Here is a 19,961-nt window from a genome sequence, read left to right as displayed (position 1 = left end):
TGCTTGAAGCGAGGAGCGCGCATCAGCGCCGCGCACTCCTCGCTTCAAGCTCGGCCCAGCGGCCGACTAAAGCGGCCGAAGCACACCAGAGCATAAGAATCGCGGGGTTCTGGAAGGGGAAATCCACCCACGCGTGCGCGGCGGTAATCACGAGGGCCAGCACGATGAACATGAGGTGTGGTTTCAGATAAACCCGCTTACGAATCAGGTGAACGGCTCCGCAGACGAGCATCGCGAGGAGGATACCTGCGCCAATCAAACCCAACTCGGCGAGTAGCTGCACATAGTCGTTGTGAGCGTATTCCCAGCGGAATTTCAGATCAGGACGTCCGGGGTAAGTATAGATTTCTTGGTAATTACGCTGATAAACGGGGAAGTAGTGACGGAAACTGCCGGCACCCCAGCCGGTCACGATGTTGTCTTGCGCCATCTCCCAAGTGGCTTGTCGGGCCAACAGGCGGCTTGAGACCGAAGAATCGGACTTTCCGGATTCGAGGAGTTGTCCAATACGATCAAAGGCTTGGCCGGTGTTGAGGAAATAGGCGCCTAATCCAATAAAAAGTGCAAAAACGGCGCAAAGCACGGTGATGACCCACGGGCTGCGACCTTCGCTCCGATAGAGCGTGCAACGGACGATGAAACCGATGAACGCGATCAGCGTAAATGCCATGAGGAGTAAGGTGGCGGCGCGTGAACCGGTGAGCAGCACGCCGATTCCCAGTAGCACCCCGAAGAATCCAAAAACCGGCGCAGGGCTGGTGCGCTCCATTCGACGTTCCGCCCGTGAGAAATGCCAGTAAAGCAGCCCCGTGCAGAGCATCAGCACCAGATTCAGATAGGCGCCGGCGTGATTTTTGTAGATGATCGTGGCGAAGAAATTCCCTGTGTTGTTTACGCCCTTTAAGCTCCACAGAACGTATTTTGCACCGGTGACATTTTGAAGAATACCAATGATCGCGAAGACGGCTCCATTCGACACAATCACGGTGAATAAGAGTTGCACGGCGGCACGGCGGGTGATGCCGACCCATAACGCGCTACCCAGCAGCCAGGCGGCACTGTAGATGAGGAGCACGCGCCACGGATTCATGTCGGCGAAAGGCGTCTTCATGCCGGCAGGTAACCAGGAGATGTGCTCCGTCGGGTCGAGCCACCAGACGCGGTCCTCAGTCATATACGTCCACGCGGGGTTGAGCGCCTGAGTGAGGATGTAACCGAGAAACACGAGGCCCAGCCAGAAGAGGGGGAAGCGCACCAGCTTGGGCCACATGATGAGTTTGAAATCCCCCTCGGGTGCGAGGTGTCCTCGATAGTGGCGGTTGATCAGCGCCACGACGAAGACCGACAGGGCCAGACCCAAGGAGATCAGCTGGCTCCATACGGCCATGGTTCCGAATGCCCACGGCATGAAGCAGAGCAGGACTCCGGTAATGACGACCACGGTGGTCTCCAGTGGATGCAGCCCCGTGGCGGCGCGCAGGTCGCCCCGGAAGGCTTGCAGCGACGAATCAGCAGAAGGGGAAGCGGTGCGGGGAGGGCGAGAGGGAGGCACGGGGTGCGGGCGCAAAGCGCCCGAGGTTAAGGTGAAAGATTAAGATGAAGGGTCCGGCGGGCGGGCGGCGTCTTCGACGCAGGGGAAGACTTAAGATTAAGTTTAAGGGGCGGAGCGCGGACGGGGGCGGCTTTGACGCAGTCGAAGACTTAAGATTAAGTTTAAGAGGCAACTGACGAACGGAAGATGGACGGAGGCGAGAGACGGGGAACTGATTTTTTAACGCAGAGGTCGCGGAGGACACGGAGCGCAGACTAGGCGCTGGAAACTGGCAACTAGAACCTCGGGTGTGGCGGGGAAAGAATCCAGGCCATCGCTGATAGGGCTGTAACGTTAATGTTGTCGCATTGTAGGGCTCGACCTCGTGTCGAGCCGATAGGCTCACATGTGCAAAGAGGGAGCGACCTCACGCGAGGTGAGGCCCTGCGGGATCGGACGCGACGGCTCGTGTAGGGCCTGACCTTGTGTCAGGCCGTGGTTGGGTATGCTGGACGCAAAGAGTGAGCGGCCTCACGCGAGGTGAGGCCCTACATCGATCCGAAAACGTCAGAAGTTCTTTTGATATTCGTAGCCCGTGGCGTCGGCGAAGGTGAGGCTGGCGGTGTCCACGCGGATGAGACGTAACTGGGTGGGGCGATCCACCAGGTCGTTCAGGCGGAAAACGCGGTCGTTCATGATGACCTTGGGATCGGTATCAGATACGCGGATACCCGAGATGCGGAGCGTCTCCAGAAATTGATACACCTTGGGGTTGGCGGTCGGAACGAGGGCGATCGGCCTTGGCGGGGTAACCGGAACCACGGGGGCGGGGGTGGGTGCGATCGCGACCGGCGGCGGTGTGACCGTGGCCACGGGAGTCACGGCGGGCAGCGTAACCGTAACCACCGGATCGGCGGGTTTTATGGCCGGCGCGACCGCAGGCGGAGCAGGCAGGGGGGCGATCGGGGGAGGCGTAGGCACGGCCGCCACTGGCGCGACCGGAGCGGGTGCCGCCGGCGGCGGGGTTTCGGAACCCAAATACATAAAGGTGACCACGCCGCACATGAGCAGAAGGGCCACGCTGCCGCCGACCAACAGCACCAAGGTGCGGGCCGCCATCGGGTCCTTGCGCTTGGCGATGCGAACGACCGGAGCGCTGGCGGTGCCGGGAGCAGGCTGAACCACGACCACCGGATCCTCGGTCCGCTGGCGTTGGGCTTTTTTGAGGGCTTCGTTGATTAAACTCATGTCGCTGTAATGGACTCGGCGGGATTATTTAACACAGAGGGCGCAGAGTTCACAGAGAGGGCACGATCATTGATGAAACGATGAACTCCATCCACCAGTTTGGGGACATGAAAATTGATCAACAGCCCCAAGCTAAGCCCGGTTTCGCGGAGGTAGGAGAGGACTTGGGCTTTGTGCACGGGTAAAATGGCTTCCAGCGCCTTTAATTCGATCAGGATTTTATTTTCTATGATCATATCTGCACGGAAAGCCACATCTAGGGTTAGTCCCTTATATAGCAAGGGAACTGCCACTTGTCGTTCAAAACGAAGATTCCGCAGCGTGAGTTCTTGGGCGAGGCAACTTTCATAGGTCGATTCCAGCAATCCGGGGCCTTTGTGGCGGTGAACCTCAATGGCTGCCCCAATGATTTTATCGGTTAATGAATTTAGCGCTTCCATGAGCTCTCTGTGTTCTCTGCGACCTCTGTGTTAAAAAACAGTGTAGTCCAAGATCCGTCACTCCGTGAGATTGCGCATGTCCTTGTGGGCGCGGCGGACGTCCCACCAGGTGACTTCGTCGGAGTCGCGGATGAAGGCCGCAAGCATCGCTTTGTCGCACAGATTATTGATAATGCGCGGGATGCCTTTGCTGTAACGATGCACCGCCCTCAGCGCCCAGCGGGTGAAGGAGGGGCGGCCCATGCCGCCGGCTAGGGTGAGGCGGTGCTGCACGTAGTGTTGCACATCTCCCAAGGTGAGCGGTTTCAACTCGTGGTGGACCAGGATGCGCTGGCGGAGCTGACGCAGTTCTTCGCGGGCAAGCACGGCTTTGAGCTCGGTCTGGCCCATGAGGACGATCTGAAGGAGTTTTTGCTGGTCGGTCTCGAGGTTGGAGAGGAGACGGATCTGCTCGAGGACCTCGAAGGAGAGGTTTTGGGCCTCGTCGATGATGAGGACGATGTCGCGGCCGCGTTCGATGCGTTCGAGGAGGACGCGGTTCATCTGGGCCACGAGGTCGTTCTGGCTGCGGGAGAGCTTGGTTTCGCCGAGCTCGGTGAGGATGGCCTTCAACATCTGCGTCTCGGTGACGCGGGGATTGAGGATCAGCGCGGTGTCGTAGCGGGCGGGGTCGAGCTCGTTGAGGAAGCGGCGGCAAAGGGTGGTCTTACCGCAACCGACCTCGCCGATGAGCACGATGAAACCCTTGCGCTCGGAGACCCCGTATTTGAGGTGTTGGAGTGCTTCCTGATGGGTGGGACTGAGGTAGAGAAACTTGGGATCGGGAGTAATGTTGAACGGCATTTCGTTCAGCCCGTAGTAACTCTGATACATGGTGAAAGGCAGTAGGTGAGTGCGGGAAGGAAAGCACGCCCAAAGCAGGAGCGGTTCCTGATTAGGGTGTGTTTGCTAAATAAACCAGTCCATCGCTGAAGCTCTGCGAGGGAAGCGGAAAAGGCACTGGGCCGGCGTTGCCCTCGGCGGCATGGGCCGCTGGCCCGCCTCCGCCTCGGTCGCCTTGGCCGAGCACCCTTTCTCGCTCCCGCTGGTCTGGTTTATTTAGCAAACATACCCTAACAGAAAGTTGAAGGGTGGAGGCGCCTGAGGCGCCAGATGAAGAATGAAAGATGAAGCCGCACCGGCCCGACACAAGGTCGGGCCCTACGACGGATGAAAGCAGCTAGGATCTAGTGGCTAGCAGCTAGGATCTAGTAGCTAGCAACGAGTCACTAGCAGCTAGATGGTCCGACCTCTGCGTGCTCTGCGGCCTCTGCGTTAAAATTCAGGGAATCGAAAAAGCTTTCGCTGAGGCCGTCGTGTGCTCTGTGTTGAAGCAGCGTTTCATCCCATGCCCATCCGCCAGATTATCGTCGCATTTTACCTCCTGCTCTTTCTGAGCGTGGGAGCGGGATCGGCGGCGTTTTTTTGGAAAACGCGGCAGGAATACAACCAGTTGCGCCAAGTCGAACTGTCGACTCAACGCCGGCTGGTCGAAGCCGAGGAGCGGTTGCGGGATCAGGAGCGTATTCTTAAACGACTGCGCACCGATCCGGCCTATGTGGAAATGAAGATCCGTCAGCGCCTCGGTTATGCACGCCCGGAGGAGTTCATCTTTCGGTTCGAGGATTAAAAGATGCGTGTCGCCGCAGCCTTCGTTTTCGTCGTGCTGAGCTGGTTCGCGGGGGCAACGGCGGTGCAGGGTGCGGGCTTGGTGGAAATGGCCCCTTGGCTGACGCGGTTCACGGGCGGGCTGAAGGGTGTTTACACGCCGGTTGAAGGGCGGGCGTTGGCGTGGAGCCTGACGTGGTCGGGTGACGACGGAGCGGTGCGTAGCGGAGAAATCAAGGTGGCCGGGCCGGACATGATGCTGCGCGTGGCGCTGAAATTTCACGCGGCGGACAACCGGCTGGTGTGGCGGGTAACCGAGGGACGCGTTGATCTGGCGGCGTGGTTGCCGGCACTGGCGGCCCGACCGGAGCTGGCGGCGTTGGACGGGACCACCGTGACGGGAGCCTTGGAAATCACCGGCGAGGGGGACCTGATCGGGAGCGTGCCGACGGGCACGTTGTCCATCGACTGGCGCGAGGGCACGGCACGCAACGACACGCAAGGGTGGTCGCTGGCGGGCGTGACGTTGCACGCGGGTGGCGAGGTGGCGGCGCTGGCCAAGGGCAACGTGCCGCTTGAGTTGAAAGTGGGGACGATCTCCACGGCGCGTTTTGGTGCGCGTGCGTTAAGGATGAGCGCGATGTTGATCGATTTTACCCGTGCTGATGTGGCGGCGGCGGAGGTTGAGATTGCCGGTGGTAAAGTGATCACACAGCCGTTTGGAGTTGAGCTGAAGGAACCCCGGCTGGCGGTGGATATTTCGATGATCAAAGTGGGCTTGCAGGACATCGCTGCGCTCGTGCCTGATTTTCTCGCTGACGGCCGTGGAAGGGTGAACGGCGCGGTGCGACTTAACTGGAGTCAGCGTGACGGGGTGTCGGTGGGGTTGGGGCATATTTCCATTGATCCGGAAGAGCGCGCTGAAGTGCGATTCCGGCCCAATCCGGGCTTGCTGACGGGCAGTTTGCCGCCGGCCATTCTTAAATATTATCCCGGCCTTACGAATGTGGAAATGGGCCAGGCTTCGTTGCTGGCAGAGCGTTTCGACGTGCGATTTTCTCCCGAGGGCGATGCGGAAGGACGCACGGCTACGGTTAATATTGCCGGCGGGCCGGTGGACACTTCTCTCAAGGCTCCCTTGGTGCTGACCATCAACGTGCGGGGCCCGCTGGCACCCTTGCTGAAGTTCGGCTCCACTCCGGGACTGGGTTTGAGTGGTGCGAAATGAGGAAACTTTGATTGTGCCCAGGCGTTCCCTGATTATCCCTTTATCCCACATGAAGCCTCGCCTTCTCCTTCTCGCGGCCCCGCTGATGTTGTGCGGCTGCCTTACCGTTAAAACCGAGCCGATCGAAGTGAAGCCCATCCACATCACCGTCGATGTGAACGTGAAAGTAGATCGTGCGCTCGACGATTTCTTCGGCGATATCGACAAGAAATCCACGACCATCAACACCCCCGCCAACTAATCGTGATCCGCATGAAAACACTTTTTACCCGTCTGCTGTTTGTGTCCGCATTGTTGCTCGCCGCCGCGCCGTTGACGCAGGCGCAGGATCTCAACGCGCTCCGCGGCCGCATGGAGAAACGCATCTCCTCGATCGACGCACTTAAAACCCAGGGCGTGCTCGGTGAAAACAACCGTGGCTTTCTCGAGGTGCGTTCGGGCGACGATCAAGGTGTGGCCGCCGCGGAGAATGCCGACCGCTCCGTCGTTTACGCCGCCATCGCGCAGAAAACCGGTTCGACCGCCGATGCCGTGGGCAAGGCCCGCGCGAAGCAAATTGCCGGCGCCAGCGCCAAGGGCGTATGGGTGCAGGCCGAAAACGGTTCGTGGGCGCAGAAGTAACGCGTCGGACGGTTTCATCCTAAACGTGACGGCTCTGAGTTCGATCCGGTTTGTAACGTATTAAGTTACAAACCGGGTTGGAGGGGTGAGGTGTGGCAGGCGGCCTAGCGCACGTAGCCCTTAGATCAAGATGCCCGCGACGCAGGCGGTGAGGAAGCACGCTAGGCTTCCGCCGAGCAGGGCGCGTCCGCCGAGGCGGGCGAGATCGCTGCGTTTATCCGGCGCGAGCGCACCGATGCCGCCGACCTGAATTCCGATGGAGACGAGGTTGGCAAATCCGCACAGCGCATACGTGAGAATGATGGTCGCGCGTTCGTCGGTAAACGTGCCGGCGGCTTTCATCTGCCCGAGTTGCAGGTAGCTGATGAACTCATTGAGCACGGTGCGCGTGCCGAGCAGTTGTCCGGAAACCATCAGGTGTCCCGAATCGATGCCGATGAGCCACGCCACGGGGGCGCAGATCATGCCGAGGATGAACTCAAGGGAGAAGCTCCGGTAAACGCCGCCGGTCGCCTGAGCGATCCACTCGTTGAGCCCGAACGGCGCGCCGATCCAGCCCGACAAAATGTAGTTGGCCATCGCCACGAGCGCGGTGAACACGATGAGCATACCCGCGAGGTTGAGCGCGAGTTTGAGACCATCGGTCGTGCCCACGCAGATCGCGTCGATGAAGTTGGCGCCGAGGCGTTCTCTGGGAACATGCAAATCGCGGCTCACGGTCTCGGTCTGCGGCAGCAGGATCTTGGACACCATAAGCGCGGCGGGCGCGGAGATCACTGACGCGGTGATGAGGTGCGTGGCGAAGCGGATCTGTTGTTGTGGATCGTCACCGCCGAGAAAACTGATGTAGGCGATCATCACTCCGCCGGCGATCGTGGCCATGCCGCCAACCATCACGGCGAGCAGTTCGGAGCGGGTCATCGTGCCGAGGTAGGGCTTGATGATCAGAGGCGCCTCGGTCTGGCCGAGGAAAATATTGGCCGCCGTGGACAGGCTCTCGGCGCCGGAAAGATTCATGGTTTTCGACATGATCCAGGCGAACCCCATGACGATTTTTTGCAGCACGCCGAGGTAGTAAAGCAGGGAGGTGAGCGCGGAGAAAAACACGACCGAGGGCAGCACGACGAGCGCGATGACGAAGCCGTGTTTTTCTTTGCTGGCGAGAGACCCGAAAAGAAACGCGGTGCCCTCGGCGGAGAAGCCGAGGATGCGCACAAAAAAACCGCCGGCCATTTCGATGACCCAGCGGACTGGCGCGACGTGGATGACGAGAGCGGCGAAGATCAGTTGCAGCAGCAACGCGGAGCCGACCAACCGCCAGTTGATCGCGCGCCGGTTGGTGCTGAAGGCCACGGCGATGCCGGTGAAAACGAAAATGCCGAGCAGCCCGCGACCGATGTGGATCAAAGAGTCCATTGAAATGGTTGCCGTGCCTTTAGCCGGTTCCATGCCGGGCAGGCTTGCGCGCACGGGACGGCGCGGAGAGAAAAGATGAATCATGACGCTTCAGGAACGACTCGCGCAGTATTTGGGTAAAACGCCGGACGTGAGCGGCGCGTTGTTTGTCGCGGCCAACGCCACGGTGATCGGCGATGTGAAGCTGGGTAAAAACAGCAGCGTGTTTTATGGCGCGGTGTTGCGCGGTGACATCAACCGCATCGTGGTGGGCGAGGAGAGTAATCTGCAGGACAACGTGGTCGTGCATCTCTCCGACGATGCCGGCGTGCACATCGGCGATCATGTCACGGTCGGCCACGCGGCCATCATCCATGCCTGCACGATCGACGACGGCTGCCTCATCGGCATGGGCGCGACGATCCTTGATCACGCGCACATCGGTGCGGACAGTCTGGTGGGCGCCAACGCGCTCGTGCCGCAGGGATTCACATGTCCGCCCGGCTCACTGGTCTTCGGTTCACCGGCACGCGTGGTGCGTCAACTATCGGGCGATGAGTTGGAGACGGGGCGCCGGCTCTCCGCCAAATACATTGAAGTGGCGAAGGCGCATGCGGCGTTGCACGGCGGCGGCTAAGCGCGGGCCAGCGTAAGGAAGGTATAGCGCCAGCGGGCGTCGTTGCTTTCGCGACGGGCGATTTCCTTGGGGAAGTCTTTGCGCCAGTCGGGGAAAAACGTGTCGCCGTCGTCGATGGTGGTGTGGACGAGTGTGAGGTCGAGGACGTCGCCGAAAGGCAGGCCTTCCTCGTAAACGCGCTGGCCGCCGCACAGGTAAATGTCGCCGCGCAATCCGTCGGCCCGCCACATCGCCTCGGCCAGTGACGTGACGGCGAGAACGCCGGACGGGATTTTTTCGGGCTCGTGGGTGATGACGATCACATCGCGACCTTTGACGCAGCTCGGCCATTCGCCGAAGGAGCGCGAGCCCATGATCACGGTGTTGCCCAAGGTTTTTTCCTGGAAGAATTTCGTGTCCTCCGGAATCGACCACGGCAGGCCGCCGCGACGGCCGATGACGCGGTTTTCAGAGCAGGCGACGATGAGGTGTGTGGACTTGGGCACGGGCGGTAGACAGAGGACTGCGGAGGACAGAGGACGGAAGGACAACGATCAATAAACAACGGAGGATGGAGTTTAAACGCAGAGGCCGCAGAGGACGCGGAGAAAAGAAAACCCAGAACGGACATCGATATTTAATTCTGTATTATGAAGTGTTTGCTCTCTGCGGGCTCTGTGTCCTCTGCGTTAAATCCGGTTTGTGTCCGTAAAATTTACGTTCACCGCGGCGCGTTCGAAGTGGGCGGCGGCGAGCAAGGGCTCGGGTTTCATGGAGCCGAGGCTTGCGACCCAGCGATCGGGGACGATTTCCAGACGGGTGGCGAACTGGGTGGCGATGTCATTGTAGTAAGCGCGGGCGAGGGCGATGCGTTGCTCGGTCTCGACCAGTTGGTCATGGAGCGCGGAGAAGCCGGTCTGCGCGGTGAGCGCGGGGTAGTTCTCAATCACGACGCGGAGTTGCGCGGCGACGCCCGCGAAATCGGGGCCGGCGGCACCGCGTGGGGTGGCGGTGGTCTGGGCGCGAAGGGAGGCGAGTGTTTCCTGCACGGTGCGTTCGTGCGAACCGAGTCCGCCGATGGTGGCCGTGAGCGCGGGCAGCAAATCGTGGCGGCGCTTGAGCTGCACATCGATCAACGACGCGCCCTGACGAACGCGTTCGCGCAGGCCGACGAGGCTGTTGTAAACCATCCAGACCCACGTCGCACTCCAGACGACGAGATAACCGGTGAGCAGCAGTCCGCCGTTTTCGGGCGAAGTCTGCCAGTCGCGGGCCTCGGAGACGAACAGGATGATCAACGGCACGGCTGCGATGATCAGGCCGAGCGCCCACCAAAACCACGACCAACCGGCGAGGCTTGATTGCACGCGTTCCTCGCTGCGCACGGAGATCAGGTAAAGCGGCGCATCATCCTGCGCGGCGATTTCGGGGGCGACGATGTCGTCGCGTTCGCGGGCCGGACCGACGATGTAAACCGGCGCGTGCAGGCGGATGGCTTGCTCGGTGAACCGGCGCCGGTAGTCGGAGTGCGACACGGCGTGACGCGGACCCTTCGCGTAATAAAGCGGCTCGTTATCATTCACCGTCTGGTCGAACACGGTCAGCAGTTCGTAGCTCGCACCCTCGGGCCGGATGAGCACCACGCCCTCTTCATCGCGCAGATAAAACGGGATCGACTGGCCGCCCTCATCGACGGTTTTCCAACCGCTCTCGCGCCGTGTGGTTGTGCGGCCTTTGCTGTCGGTGCTCGTCACGGTGCGCGACCAGTGTTCCTCGACTTTCCAGGAGTAGATCACGCACGGGCACTCGGCGAGATGGCTGGAGAGCGGCTCTTCGCTCTCGGCGGAGCCCTTGAGCTCCACCATGCCGATGAAAACGCCGAGCGTCTTGGACGTGGGCAGGTCGTGAAGCAGACGCTGGCGACGGCGCAATCGCAAGCTGGCCCACAGGCAGGCCGCGGCGAGCAGGGATCCAATCAGGACGACGATATGGGCATCATGCATCGGTCGCATGGGTTGTGGGCGAAACGACGAATTTATACAGGTAATTGTTTCAGGGCTTCCGTCTTTCGATGCTTCCGTGATGATGCGGCCCAGTAGCCCCATGCTTTCCTGCCGCAACCTCACCGTTCGTCCGAAACCCAATGCGCCGGCCCTCGTGCATGGCGCCACCGCCCATTTTGCCGCCGGCGGTCTGCACGCGCTGATCGGCCCCTCGGGTTGCGGCAAGACGACGCTGCTCAAGGGCATCCTCGACATCCTCCCATCCGAGGGCGAAGTGCTCCTGCACGGACACCCGCTCGCTTCGCGCGAGGAGTTGCTGCGCGACGTGGCCTTTGCCCCGCAGTTCAGCATCGCCCATGGCAAACTCACGGTGGCCGAGGCCGTGGGATACGCGCTGAAACTCTATCAGAAAACCGACGAAGCCACGCTGGCCGCGCGCAACGACGAATTACTCCAGCTCGTCGGGTTGCAGGAACGCGGCGCGACCCTGGTCGAAAAACTCAGTGGCGGACAATTGCGCCGCCTTGGTCTCGCGCTCGAGCTCACGACCGATCCGCGGTGCCTGCTGTGCGATGAGGTCACCAGCGGACTCGATCCGCGCTCGGAGGATCAAATCATCGCGGTGTTGCGTGCGCTGGTCGAACAACGTGGGAAGACGGTCGTGTGCGTGATCCACAATCTCGCGAAGCTCTCCCAGTTCGACACCGTCACCGTGGTCTTCGAAGGCGTGGTCGTGTGGCAGGGCCCGCTGGCGGCCATGCTGGAACACTTTGGCATTTCCGATGCGCTCGAACTCTACGACCGCCTGAGCGAACAGACGCAGGAGGAGTGGCGCGACCGCTGGGCGGCCGTGGTCGCCGCGCAGGGCGAAAGCCACGCCGGCTCCGTTTCGCCCGCACCGTTGCCGGCCGGTTCGCGTCGGGTATCGGCGCGGCCCTCGGTCGGCTCGCAACTGGTCACCTTGCTGGCGCGTCGCTGGCGACTGCTGGTGCGCGATCGCGGCTACTTGTTGCTCACGATGGCGATCACGTTTGGGTTTCCCTGTCTCGTGGTGATTTTTGCGCTGGGCGGACTGCCGCAGATGAAGGGACTGGCGTTGGAAACGACGGGCGGATTCCTGGAGATGTTACAGGCAAAGGCGTCCCACCGGCAGGCGGCGGCGGAGACGGCCACGCTGGTCTCGGGGTTGATTATTTTCCAAGTGATCCTGCTGTGCCTGATGGGCAGCAACAACGGCGCACGCGAGATCGCGGCCGAGCGCACGCTCTATGAAAAGGAACGCATGTCGGGCCTGCGTCCGGTCGCCTACGCGTGGTCCAAACTCCTCTACACGGCGCTGCTCGGCGCGGCGCAGGGTGCGTGGATGACGGTCTTCGTGAAACTTCTCTGCGAATTCCCGGGCGGGTGGGGCGCGCAACTCGCGGTGCTGAGCGTGACCGGTGCGTCGATGAGCGTGGTGTGCCTCGGGTTGTCGGCCATGTTGTCCTCGCCGGACAAGGCCTCGCTCCTGTCGATTTATCTCGTGGGCTTTCAACTGCCGCTCTCCGGCGTGGTGCTGGCGCTGCCGGCCGCGCTGGTCTGGGCGGTGCGGCCGTTCATCGCGACCTACTGGGGCTGGGCGGGTTACCTCACGGCGATGACCGACTCCAGTTTTTACGACGCGGTGGGCACGCTGGACAAAGGCTGGTTGTCGCCGCCGCTGGTCGCGGTCGGTGTCCTCGGTGCACACTTGCTGACGGGAGCCGCGCTGGTGTTTTGGGGTTGCCAGAGAAAATGCTGGCCGTGACGTTTGAAACCACCCCTATGTCGCCGTCGTCTAAACGTTTTGTGACTCGTTTCTGGATCTTGGCGGCCTTGGTCGTCCCGATGTTTTTTGCGTCCGGTTGCGGGCGCTCCGGCGAGCCTTTTCCGGTCCGCGCCTTTCTCTCGGCACCGGACAACTTGCAGGGCAACCGTTACTCGCTGGAGGCCGAGATCGACGCGCAACTCAACTGGCGCGAAGGCGTGGGCCGGCTTATCGCGGTGCGCACGCTGCGCGACGACGCCCGCCTGCCGGTATTCATCGCCGATTCGCTGAAGGCGAACCTGCTCGTGGCCCAGCGCTACCGCTTCGAAATCACCGTGCGCAAAGGCGGACTCCTCTACGTCGAACGCCTCAAAAAACTCTGATCATGCGCCGCTTTACCCTGATTTTTGCCGCCCTCGCTACCGTCACGGCAGCACGCGCGCAGTCCGATCTGTTTAACGCCCCCAACACCGGCACCGCCGCTCCGGCCGCCGCCACCGGCACTGCCGCCAACGCCACCGGCAGCCGCGCAGGCGCCACCGAGTCGCTCGCCCGTGCGGTGAACATCAACAGCCTCGAAAGCGGCACGCTGCTGCAGATCATCAATCAGGCGTTCGACACCAACTCCGACTCGATCAATCCCGAGAACGGCACGATGAACTGGAAAGGCCATTCTTACGACATGGGCCAGTTCCGCGTCTTCCGCGGGCGCTTCGAGCGCTACCTGTCGCTGCCTCCCACCCGCGATCAGGATGTTTACGGCGCGACGCTCGATGAGATTTTCAAACTCCTCTCGACTCGCACCGCCAACGGCTCCCAAGACTCGGTCGTCGAGGCCTGGAAGCTCCTGTATCGGGCATCCGAATACGACGCGGACGGCGGCAACAGCCTCGGCGTGGCCAACCAGATTTTCAACGCCTGGCGCATCCGCGACGAGAAGCAGGCGTTCACCGTGACGCAGACGGAGCTCCAGCGCATCCGCCGCCAGCAGTCGGCGAGCGTGGTTTATGCGGGTGATACGATGGCGGCTGAAACCGGCAAGAATGCGGCCGACGCCATTTCGGGTTCGGCGATCCTGGGCAATCTCAGCACCGGCAATTCCAACGATTCCGGCGGCACCACGACGACGACCGGCAACAACGGCACTACGACCACCACGGGCGGCCAGAACGGTAGCCGGAACAACAACAATAATAATAACAACAACGGGAACACCCAGCCGAAGCAGACGATCGGCGGCAGTTCCACGGTAGGGCCGGTCGGCCAGCTTTTCCGCGCGCGCGAACTCGCCGAGACCGAGGCCAAGATCAAGTCGCTTGAGGCGGCGGGTCTGCTCTCCGTCACCCAGGCCAAGCTCCAGTTTCAGAGCCAGATCATGAGCCTTTTTCTCCAGCGCCGTTTTCAACATGCGCTGATCGCCTCGAGTTTCTACCGTTACATTTTCAAGGGTTCCCACCAGAACCTCGAAGTGGGCAAGAAAGAGCTGTCGTCGTTTCTTCCTTCGACCGATCTCGCGCTAACCGTCGAGACGATCGAGTTCCTCTCGCGCGAGGCGATCAATGACATCAATAGCGGCATGGCGGCCGTGCGCTCCAACTATGACGACGGCCGCAAGGTCGCCGCGCTCGAACGCCTGCAGGAAACGTTCTTCCTCGGCGAATACATGCCGGCCGTCACCCAGTTCGAGCCGGCGCGCAAAGAGGCGTTGCTCACGCTTTACCGCAAGGTCGATGAAGCCCGTAAGCTCGCCGACCTGCGCGACTACGATGCGGTGATCGGTCTTACCGAGGAGATCGGCACGCTGACGAAGGATTTCCGCGCACCCGAGGTGAACGCCGCCGTGCGCTCCGCCCAGCGCATGAGCACGCTCTCGCTCAACGCCGCGCAGCAAGCCGCCGCCACCGGAAACTATTCGAAGGCCCAGGAGTTTGTCGAAAAAGCCGCACAACTCTGGCCGCTCAATCCCGCCATTAAGAACTACACCGAGAACATGGCCTCTCAGGCCGACCTCGGCACCCAGGCCGGCGTGGTGTTTGACGATGCGTTCAAGCGGGACGACTTCCGCCGTATCTATGAAAAACGCGCCGAACTCGCGGTGGCGTTCCTCAACGACAATGTCCGCGGACCGCAGCTCAAGGCCGTGATCGACCGCATGGCTCGCGTGGAAATCTACCTCGCCCAGACCGAGGAACTGCTCGCCCAAAACAACGCGTATTCCGCCTGGGAAGCGCTGGCTGCCGCGACCGCGTTTGCGCCCAACGACGTGATTCTCAACCAGCGCATGGCGCAGCTCGCCCCGCGCGTGGCGGAGTTTATCGGCAGGCTCGACCAGGCCAAACGCTACGAGACCGAACAACGCTACGCCGCCAGCCTCACCCAGTATCTGGCTGCCCAAGATATTCATCCCGCCAGCCAGATCGCCCGCACTGGACTGACCCGCGTGAGTGAGTCGATCATGACCCAGCTGGCGACGGAAGTGCCGGTCACGGTCGAGAAGTAAACGGGCGGCGCGGGGACGGATATCGGGATTTTTCCGGATTCGTGGTTTTGCGTGTTTCCTCGCTTGGATTCGAAGCGTCTCAGAGCTAAGAACTTTATCGCTTCAACCCCATACCCCCATGCTGACCATCGATACCTCCGATTTGGCGATTTACGTCAAAAACACGCACTGCAGCCTCCTCCTTTCCATCCTCGATGAGGTCCGTGATTTCGTCTTCATCAAGGATACCGACAGCCGCTTTCTCTACAACAACCGCGCGCATCTGGCCAACCTCGGGCGAAAGCAAAAAGAGGTGGTCGGAAAAAACGATTTCGATCTTTTCCCGCGTGAACTGGCCGAGGCGTTTTTTGCCGACGAGACGCGGCTTTTCGACACGCGCATTCCGGTGATCAAAATGCAGGAATCGCAGAACGCGAACGGCGAGCGGTTCTTCTCGTCCGCAATCAAGCAGATCGTCGCCAACTCGCGCGGTGAGACCCTCGGGCTCGTGGGCATCGTGCGCCGCATCGCCATGCAGGACGAAAGTGCGATGGAAGATACGCGCAACCACCTGTTGGAAACCATCCGGCGCGAGCCGGGTGTCACGCACAGTCAGTTGCACGCTTTTGAAGCGTCGCTGCCTGCGCTGCTCGCGAGGCGTTGATCAGCGGGTGAGAACGCTTCGCCGGAGCATCAGAAGTTTAAACGCAGAGGTCGCAGAGAACACAGAGGGCGGACACGACGGACTACAGAGAACAGAGAACAGACTACTAAGAACAGAAAACAGACGGGTTCTCTCTGACTTTCATGTTTCCAACTCTGTTCTCCGTCACTCCGTATTGCTCCCTCGGCCTCTCGGTTCCGTCCGTCCTCAGTCCTCTGTAGTCCGTCTTCAGTCCGCCCTCCGCGCCTCAGTGTCCTCTGCGACCTCTGTGTTAAAAAGGCCTTGAAACGAGACATGAAAAAACCGGCGCCCGTGAACGGGAGCCGGTTTTGAAAGGGCAGGAGTCGCGTGTGCGATCCGTGCGCGGGAGGATTATTCCTTGCCGGGAACGATACGGATGCTCTCGACCTCGACGCGCTCGATCGGGGTGCTCTTTTCGCCGCCGCCGCCGTGGGTGGTGGGGAGATTGGAGATCTTCTCGAGGACGTCGTCGCCGGCGATGACCTTGCCGAAGGCGGTGTATTGTTTGTCGAGGAAGCGGGCGTTGCCGTTGCAGATGAAGAACTGGCAGCCGGCGGAATCGGGGCTGGAGGAGCGGGCCATCGAGAGGACGCCGCGGTCGTGGTGGCGGTCATTGAACTCGGCCTTGATCTTGTAGCCGGGGTCGCCGGTGCCGGGGATGCCGCGGGCACCCTTCTTGGTGTTGGGGCAGCCGCCCTGGATCATGAAGCCCTTGATGATGCGATGAAACGCAGTGCCGTCGTAGAACTTCTCGTTGGCGAGTTTTTTGAAGTTTTCGACAGTCTTAGGGGCGACGTCGGACCAGAATTCGACGGTCATTTCGCCGTAGGCGGTCTTGATGATGGCTTGTTCGTTGGAATTGCTCATGGGAAAGGTCCAAGCAAGCCTCCGCGAAATGGCCTTCGCAAGCCTTGAACTCAGGCCGTGGCGTCGATCAGGCGGTAACCTACGCCGGGTTCGGTTTTAAGGAGCTGCGGAGTCTGCGGGTTCGCTTCGAGTTTTTGGCGCAGATGCGTCATCTGCACGCGCAGGTAGTGCGTGTTCTCCTCGGCCTGCGGACCCCAAAGCTCGCGGAGGATCTGGCGGTGAGTGACGACCTTGCCGCGATGTTGAACGAGCAGGCGGAGCAGCGCGTATTCCTTGGCGGTGAGGTGAACCTCTTCGCCTTTACGGCGCACGAGGCGGGCGACCTGGTCGATCTCGATGTCACCGATTTGGACGATGGCTTGTTCGCCGGTGGACTGCACGCGGCGCAGGATGGCACGCACGCGGGCGAGCAGTTCGCGCCCGCCGAAAGGCTTGGTGAGGTAGTCGTCGGCACCCGCGTCGAGGGCGGCGATTTTGTCGTCCTCGGAGCCGCGCACCGAGAGCACGAGCACGGGCAGGCGTGACCATTCGCGCAGACGGCGGACGACTTCGCCGCCGTCCATGTCGGGCAGGCCAAGATCAAGGATGATGCCATCGGGCGCGTTGAGAGCGATTTCGTGGAGACCTTGCGCGCCGGTCTCGGCTTCGCGAACGCGGTAGCCACCGGCTTCGAGAGTGACCCGCAGCAGGCGACGGATCTGCGCCTCGTCGTCGATCACGAGCAAAGCGGGCGCGGGCAGGGCGGCGGGTGTGGTCATGACGGTTCGCGAGCGTCGGCCCGCGCGTAGGGCAGGTAAAGGGTGAAGACAGCGCCGCCATCGGGGCGGTTCTCGGCGGTAACGTCGCCGCCTTGGGAGCGGATGAAACCGCGCACGATCGACAGGCCGAGTCCGAGTCCGCCGGCGCGGGCGTGGTCGCCGCGCGCAAATTTGGCGAAGAGGTTACCGGTCATTGCGGGAGGGAGACCCGGGCCGCGGTCGGCGACCGAGAAGAGAATGCGCGAGGCCTCGGCATTAAGTTGCGCGGACAACGTGACAGCCGTGCCGGCTGGCGTGTGGCGCGCAGCGTTGAGCAGCAGGTTGACGAGGGCCTGCTCGGTGAGGGCGAAGTCGGCGCGGATGGGCGGGAGGTCGGGCGCGGCGTCGAGGGTGAGCGGATGATCGACCAGCGCATCGCGCACCTGATCCACGGCAGCGTTGAGCAGATCTCCGACATCGCACCAATCGACGCGGGGTTTGAGCGCGCCGCTTTCGAGGCGGGTCTGGTCAAGCAGGTTGCCGACGAGGCGGTTGAGGCGATGCGTGGCGGTGCGGGCCTCGGCGAGAAGATCGTTGCGCAGGGAGGCGTCGGCTTGTTCGAGATTTTCGAGCGACGACGAAATCACGGCAAGGGGTGTGCGCAGTTCGTGCGAGACGCTGTCGAGGAGGACGCGGTGGAGTTTGTCGGAGGCGGCGAGGAGTTTTTCGCGTTCCTGCGCGGCGCGGAGCTGGTCGCTCTCCACGCTGAGCGCGAGCTGGCGGGCGAAGGCTTCCACCAAGTCGCGTTGCGCGAGTGTGAGATCGCGTCCGGCGGGAACGACGACGCCTAGCACGCCGATGGCGCGTTCTTCGCGAATCAGCGGAAAATAAAAACCGGCGCTGCCCGGCAACGTGTCGGTGAAACGGCCGGCGGGGCGGGCTTGGCGCCACGACCAGGAGGCCACGCCGAGTTCTTTTTCGGTGAGCGTGAACGAGGCGGCGAAGTGCGGAATCAGCTGCCGGTCGTCTGCGTCGGGGAGCAGCAAAGTGGTCTGCGCGGAGAAGAGCTGGTCGGCTTGTCGCAGCGCGCTGAATACGGCGTCGTCGAGCGTGCGGGCGGCGGCGAGGGCGCGGGTGAGCTCGAACAAGGCGGTGGCGCGCTCCTCGCGTTTGCGTTCGTTGGCGCCTTGCGCACGGATGCGCGAAGTGAGTTGTCCGGCAATGATCGCGACGATAAAGTAAGTCACGAAGAGCGTGGCTTCCTCGATTTTGCTGATGTGAAACGTGAAGCGCGGCGGAATGAAGAGGAAGTTCCAGGTGAGCGCGCTCAACAGGCCCGCGGCGAGCACGGGCCCGCGACCGGTGCGAAGGCTGAGGGCGATCACGGCGAGTAAATAAACGAGACCGACGGCGAGGTAGGTGTCGGCGGGCAGGAGCAGTCCCAAGGCGGTGATGATGGCGAGCACGCCGGCGACGAGACCGTATTCAGAGGGACGGCTGCGGAGGGATTTGTCGAAAAACGCGGGGAGGCGCGGTGATTTGGTTTCGGCGGGGACGACGTGGATGTCGATGTTGCCGCCGAGGCGGAGCAGGCGGTCCACCAGCGAACCGCCGCGCAGCGTTTCCCAAAGGATCGAGCCGCGGGGTTTGCCGACGACGATCTGCGTGGCGTTGTGGCGGAGGGCGGTGCGCACGAGGGCGGTGGGAACGTGCTCGTCGTGGGTGATGACGACCTCGGCGCCGAGTTCGCGGGCGAGCGCGAGGTTGCGGTCGAGGAGACGCTGGGCGTCGTCGGACAACGTGCCGGACGTCTCGACGTGGACGGCGACCCACGGTGCGCCCTGCACGGCGGCCATGCGGCGGGTCCAGCGGACGAGTTGGGTGGAAAACGGACTCGGGCCGACGGCGACGAGGAGGCGTTCGCCGCTGCGCCAGACGGTGTGGCGTTCGCCGCCGGCGCGGAGGGTGCGGAGCTGGCGGTCAACGCGTTCGGCGGTCGTGCGGAGAGCCAGTTCGCGCAATGCGGTGAGATGCGTCTCGCGGAAAAAACCTTCCTGCGCGGCGGCGGCGCGGGCGGGATCGTAGACTTTGCCCTCGCGCAGACGTTCGAGGAGCGCCTCGGGGGTGAGGTCGACGAGCTCGAGTTCGTCGGCGCGGTCGAGGAGGGAGTCGGGGACGGTCTCGTGCTGGGTGGCGCCGGTGATCTGGCGCACGGCGTCGGCGCGGGACTCGACGTGCTGGATGTTGAGCGTAGTGAAAACACTGATACCGTTTTCGAGCAACTCGAGGACGTCCTGCCAGCGCTTGGCGTGACGGGAGCCGGCGGCGTTGGTGTGGGCGAGTTCGTCGACGAGCGCGAACTGCGGCCTGCGGGTGCGGACGGCATCGACATCCATCTCCTCGATCCAGGTGCCGCGATGTTCGATACGACGGCGGGGGATGGCGGGGAGATTGGCGGTGAGCGCGGTGGTTTCGGCGCGGCCGTGGGTTTCGACGAAGGCGATCACGACGTCGCCGCCGTCGGCGAGTTCGGCGTGCCCGGCGCGGAGCATGGCGTAGGTCTTGCCCACGCCGGGGCTCATCCCGAGGAAGATTTTCAGACGTCCGGGGCGCGGGCGCGAGTCGTCGGGCGGGAGGGCCGCCAGCAATTCATCGGGATCGGGGCGAACGGCGTGCAT

19 protein-coding genes are annotated in these 19,961 nt (G+C 62.2%); 9 read left to right on the top strand and 10 right to left on the bottom strand.

Annotation, left to right across the window (positions count from 1 at the left end; translation table 11 throughout):
* Positions 1 to 22 precede the first annotated feature (22 nt).
* The 4 genes from FPL22_RS06480 to FPL22_RS06465 form a co-directional block, all read right to left on the bottom strand.
* Positions 23 to 1,552, bottom strand: a complete 1,530-nt coding sequence (locus tag FPL22_RS06480; RefSeq protein WP_144229286.1) for an O-antigen ligase family protein — start codon at positions 1,550 to 1,552, stop codon at positions 23 to 25.
* Positions 1,553 to 2,098: 546 nt separating this feature from the next.
* Entirely contained in the window at positions 2,099 to 2,779 is a 681-nt protein-coding gene (locus FPL22_RS06475) for a hypothetical protein (RefSeq protein WP_144229285.1), read from the bottom strand.
* The gene (locus tag FPL22_RS06470) at positions 2,776 to 3,219 is read right to left on the bottom strand and encodes a GxxExxY protein (protein WP_144229284.1); all 444 of its coding nucleotides are present in this window, start codon (positions 3,217 to 3,219) and stop codon (positions 2,776 to 2,778) included. The genes FPL22_RS06475 and FPL22_RS06470 overlap by 4 nt, the downstream gene beginning before the upstream one ends.
* Before the next feature lie 57 nt (positions 3,220 to 3,276).
* Positions 3,277 to 4,092 (bottom strand): ExeA family protein, encoded by an 816-nt coding sequence (locus FPL22_RS06465; RefSeq protein WP_144229283.1) that lies wholly within the window; start codon positions 4,090 to 4,092, stop codon positions 3,277 to 3,279.
* Positions 4,093 to 4,606: 514 nt separating this feature from the next.
* Here FPL22_RS06465 and FPL22_RS06460 point away from each other — a divergent pair.
* The 4 genes from FPL22_RS06460 to FPL22_RS06445 are packed head-to-tail and all read left to right on the top strand — an operon-like array spanning position 4,607 to position 6,715.
* A complete protein-coding gene (locus FPL22_RS06460; RefSeq protein ID WP_144229282.1) occupies positions 4,607 to 4,888 on the top strand; it encodes an FtsB family cell division protein in 282 nt (93 codons plus the stop codon).
* Positions 4,889 to 4,891: 3 nt separating this feature from the next.
* On the top strand, positions 4,892 to 6,094 hold the full coding sequence (locus FPL22_RS06455) for a hypothetical protein (protein WP_144229281.1): 1,203 nt from the start codon (positions 4,892 to 4,894) through the stop codon (positions 6,092 to 6,094).
* Between the two features lie 49 nt (positions 6,095 to 6,143).
* Complete coding sequence (locus FPL22_RS06450) at positions 6,144 to 6,335, top strand: YnbE family lipoprotein (RefSeq protein WP_144229280.1); 192 nt, start codon at positions 6,144 to 6,146, stop codon at positions 6,333 to 6,335.
* 11 nt (positions 6,336 to 6,346) lie between these two features.
* Positions 6,347 to 6,715, top strand: coding sequence for a YdbL family probable chaperone protein (locus tag FPL22_RS06445; RefSeq protein WP_144229279.1), 369 nt, complete (start codon positions 6,347 to 6,349; stop codon positions 6,713 to 6,715).
* A 120-nt stretch (positions 6,716 to 6,835) separates the two neighbouring features.
* On the opposite strand, the gene FPL22_RS06440 is transcribed toward FPL22_RS06445, so the two are convergent.
* Complete coding sequence (locus FPL22_RS06440) at positions 6,836 to 8,131, bottom strand: NupC/NupG family nucleoside CNT transporter (protein WP_144229278.1); 1,296 nt, start codon at positions 8,129 to 8,131, stop codon at positions 6,836 to 6,838.
* A gap of 82 nt (positions 8,132 to 8,213) precedes the next feature.
* Here FPL22_RS06440 and FPL22_RS06435 point away from each other — a divergent pair, with 82 nt between their 5' ends.
* Complete coding sequence (locus FPL22_RS06435) at positions 8,214 to 8,747, top strand: gamma carbonic anhydrase family protein (protein WP_144229277.1); 534 nt, start codon at positions 8,214 to 8,216, stop codon at positions 8,745 to 8,747.
* Here FPL22_RS06435 and FPL22_RS06430 read toward each other — a convergent pair.
* Both FPL22_RS06430 and FPL22_RS06425 read right to left on the bottom strand, forming a co-directional pair.
* The gene (locus FPL22_RS06430) at positions 8,744 to 9,232 is read right to left on the bottom strand and encodes a dihydrofolate reductase (protein ID WP_162525214.1); all 489 of its coding nucleotides are present in this window, start codon (positions 9,230 to 9,232) and stop codon (positions 8,744 to 8,746) included. The genes FPL22_RS06435 and FPL22_RS06430 overlap by 4 nt on opposite strands.
* Positions 9,233 to 9,415: 183 nt before the next feature.
* A complete protein-coding gene (locus FPL22_RS06425) occupies positions 9,416 to 10,738 on the bottom strand; it encodes a LemA family protein (protein WP_162525213.1) in 1,323 nt (440 codons plus the stop codon).
* Positions 10,739 to 10,829: 91 nt separating this feature from the next.
* Here FPL22_RS06425 and FPL22_RS06420 point away from each other — a divergent pair, with 91 nt between their 5' ends.
* The 4 genes from FPL22_RS06420 to FPL22_RS06405 all read left to right on the top strand — a co-directional run bounded on the left by FPL22_RS06420 (position 10,830) and on the right by FPL22_RS06405 (position 15,658).
* Entirely contained in the window at positions 10,830 to 12,515 is a 1,686-nt protein-coding gene (locus FPL22_RS06420; RefSeq protein ID WP_144229274.1) for an ABC transporter ATP-binding protein/permease, read from the top strand.
* 17 nt (positions 12,516 to 12,532) lie between these two features.
* The gene (locus FPL22_RS06415; protein WP_203235125.1) at positions 12,533 to 12,898 is read left to right on the top strand and encodes a hypothetical protein; all 366 of its coding nucleotides are present in this window, start codon (positions 12,533 to 12,535) and stop codon (positions 12,896 to 12,898) included.
* Between the two features lie 2 nt (positions 12,899 to 12,900).
* Positions 12,901 to 15,015 (top strand): hypothetical protein, encoded by a 2,115-nt coding sequence (locus tag FPL22_RS06410; protein WP_144229273.1) that lies wholly within the window; start codon positions 12,901 to 12,903, stop codon positions 15,013 to 15,015.
* A 118-nt stretch (positions 15,016 to 15,133) separates the two neighbouring features.
* On the top strand, positions 15,134 to 15,658 hold the full coding sequence (locus FPL22_RS06405) for a PAS domain S-box protein (protein ID WP_144229272.1): 525 nt from the start codon (positions 15,134 to 15,136) through the stop codon (positions 15,656 to 15,658).
* 372 nt (positions 15,659 to 16,030) lie between these two features.
* On the opposite strand, the gene FPL22_RS06400 is transcribed toward FPL22_RS06405, so the two are convergent.
* Genes FPL22_RS06400 through FPL22_RS06390 form a run of 3 tightly spaced genes read right to left on the bottom strand, consistent with a single transcriptional unit; the run spans position 16,031 to position 19,961 of the window.
* A complete protein-coding gene (locus FPL22_RS06400; protein ID WP_144229271.1) occupies positions 16,031 to 16,546 on the bottom strand; it encodes a peptidylprolyl isomerase in 516 nt (171 codons plus the stop codon).
* Positions 16,547 to 16,596: 50 nt separating this feature from the next.
* A complete protein-coding gene (locus FPL22_RS06395; protein ID WP_144229270.1) occupies positions 16,597 to 17,304 on the bottom strand; it encodes a response regulator in 708 nt (235 codons plus the stop codon).
* On the bottom strand, positions 17,301 to 19,961 hold the full coding sequence (locus FPL22_RS06390) for a sensor histidine kinase (protein WP_144229269.1): 2,661 nt from the start codon (positions 19,959 to 19,961) through the stop codon (positions 17,301 to 17,303). Before FPL22_RS06390 ends, FPL22_RS06395 begins: the two co-directional genes overlap by 4 nt.

The organism is Rariglobus hedericola (genome assembly GCF_007559335.1).
Lineage (GTDB): Bacteria > Verrucomicrobiota > Verrucomicrobiia > Opitutales > Opitutaceae > Rariglobus > Rariglobus hedericola.
Note: the sequence above shows the minus strand (reverse complement) of the source record. Positions and strands in the feature narration are given on the sequence as shown.

Bases quoted from the DNA above. Each gene is read 5' to 3' on its own strand.
- FPL22_RS06440 (WP_144229278.1), bottom strand. From the start codon at position 8,131: ATGGACTCTTTGATCCACATCGGTCGCGGGCTGCTCGGCATTTTCGTT.
- FPL22_RS06395 (WP_144229270.1), bottom strand. From the start codon at position 17,304: ATGACCACACCCGCCGCCCTGCCCGCGCCCGCTTTGCTCGTGATCGAC.
- FPL22_RS06475 (WP_144229285.1), bottom strand. From the start codon at position 2,779: ATGAGTTTAATCAACGAAGCCCTCAAAAAAGCCCAACGCCAGCGGACC.
- FPL22_RS06470 (WP_144229284.1), bottom strand. From the start codon at position 3,219: ATGGAAGCGCTAAATTCATTAACCGATAAAATCATTGGGGCAGCCATT.
- FPL22_RS06465 (WP_144229283.1), bottom strand. From the start codon at position 4,092: ATGTATCAGAGTTACTACGGGCTGAACGAAATGCCGTTCAACATTACT.
- FPL22_RS06445 (WP_144229279.1), top strand. From the start codon at position 6,347: ATGAAAACACTTTTTACCCGTCTGCTGTTTGTGTCCGCATTGTTGCTC.
- FPL22_RS06405 (WP_144229272.1), top strand. From the start codon at position 15,134: ATGCTGACCATCGATACCTCCGATTTGGCGATTTACGTCAAAAACACG.
- FPL22_RS06400 (WP_144229271.1), bottom strand. From the start codon at position 16,546: ATGAGCAATTCCAACGAACAAGCCATCATCAAGACCGCCTACGGCGAA.
- FPL22_RS06420 (WP_144229274.1), top strand. From the start codon at position 10,830: ATGCTTTCCTGCCGCAACCTCACCGTTCGTCCGAAACCCAATGCGCCG.
- FPL22_RS06415 (WP_203235125.1), top strand. From the start codon at position 12,533: ATGTCGCCGTCGTCTAAACGTTTTGTGACTCGTTTCTGGATCTTGGCG.
- FPL22_RS06390 (WP_144229269.1), bottom strand. From the start codon at position 19,961: ATGCACGCCGTTCGCCCCGATCCCGATGAATTGCTGGCGGCCCTCCCG.
- FPL22_RS06450 (WP_144229280.1), top strand. From the start codon at position 6,144: ATGAAGCCTCGCCTTCTCCTTCTCGCGGCCCCGCTGATGTTGTGCGGC.
- FPL22_RS06455 (WP_144229281.1), top strand. From the start codon at position 4,892: ATGCGTGTCGCCGCAGCCTTCGTTTTCGTCGTGCTGAGCTGGTTCGCG.
- FPL22_RS06435 (WP_144229277.1), top strand. From the start codon at position 8,214: ATGACGCTTCAGGAACGACTCGCGCAGTATTTGGGTAAAACGCCGGAC.
- FPL22_RS06410 (WP_144229273.1), top strand. From the start codon at position 12,901: ATGCGCCGCTTTACCCTGATTTTTGCCGCCCTCGCTACCGTCACGGCA.
- FPL22_RS06425 (WP_162525213.1), bottom strand. From the start codon at position 10,738: ATGCGACCGATGCATGATGCCCATATCGTCGTCCTGATTGGATCCCTG.
- FPL22_RS06460 (WP_144229282.1), top strand. From the start codon at position 4,607: ATGCCCATCCGCCAGATTATCGTCGCATTTTACCTCCTGCTCTTTCTG.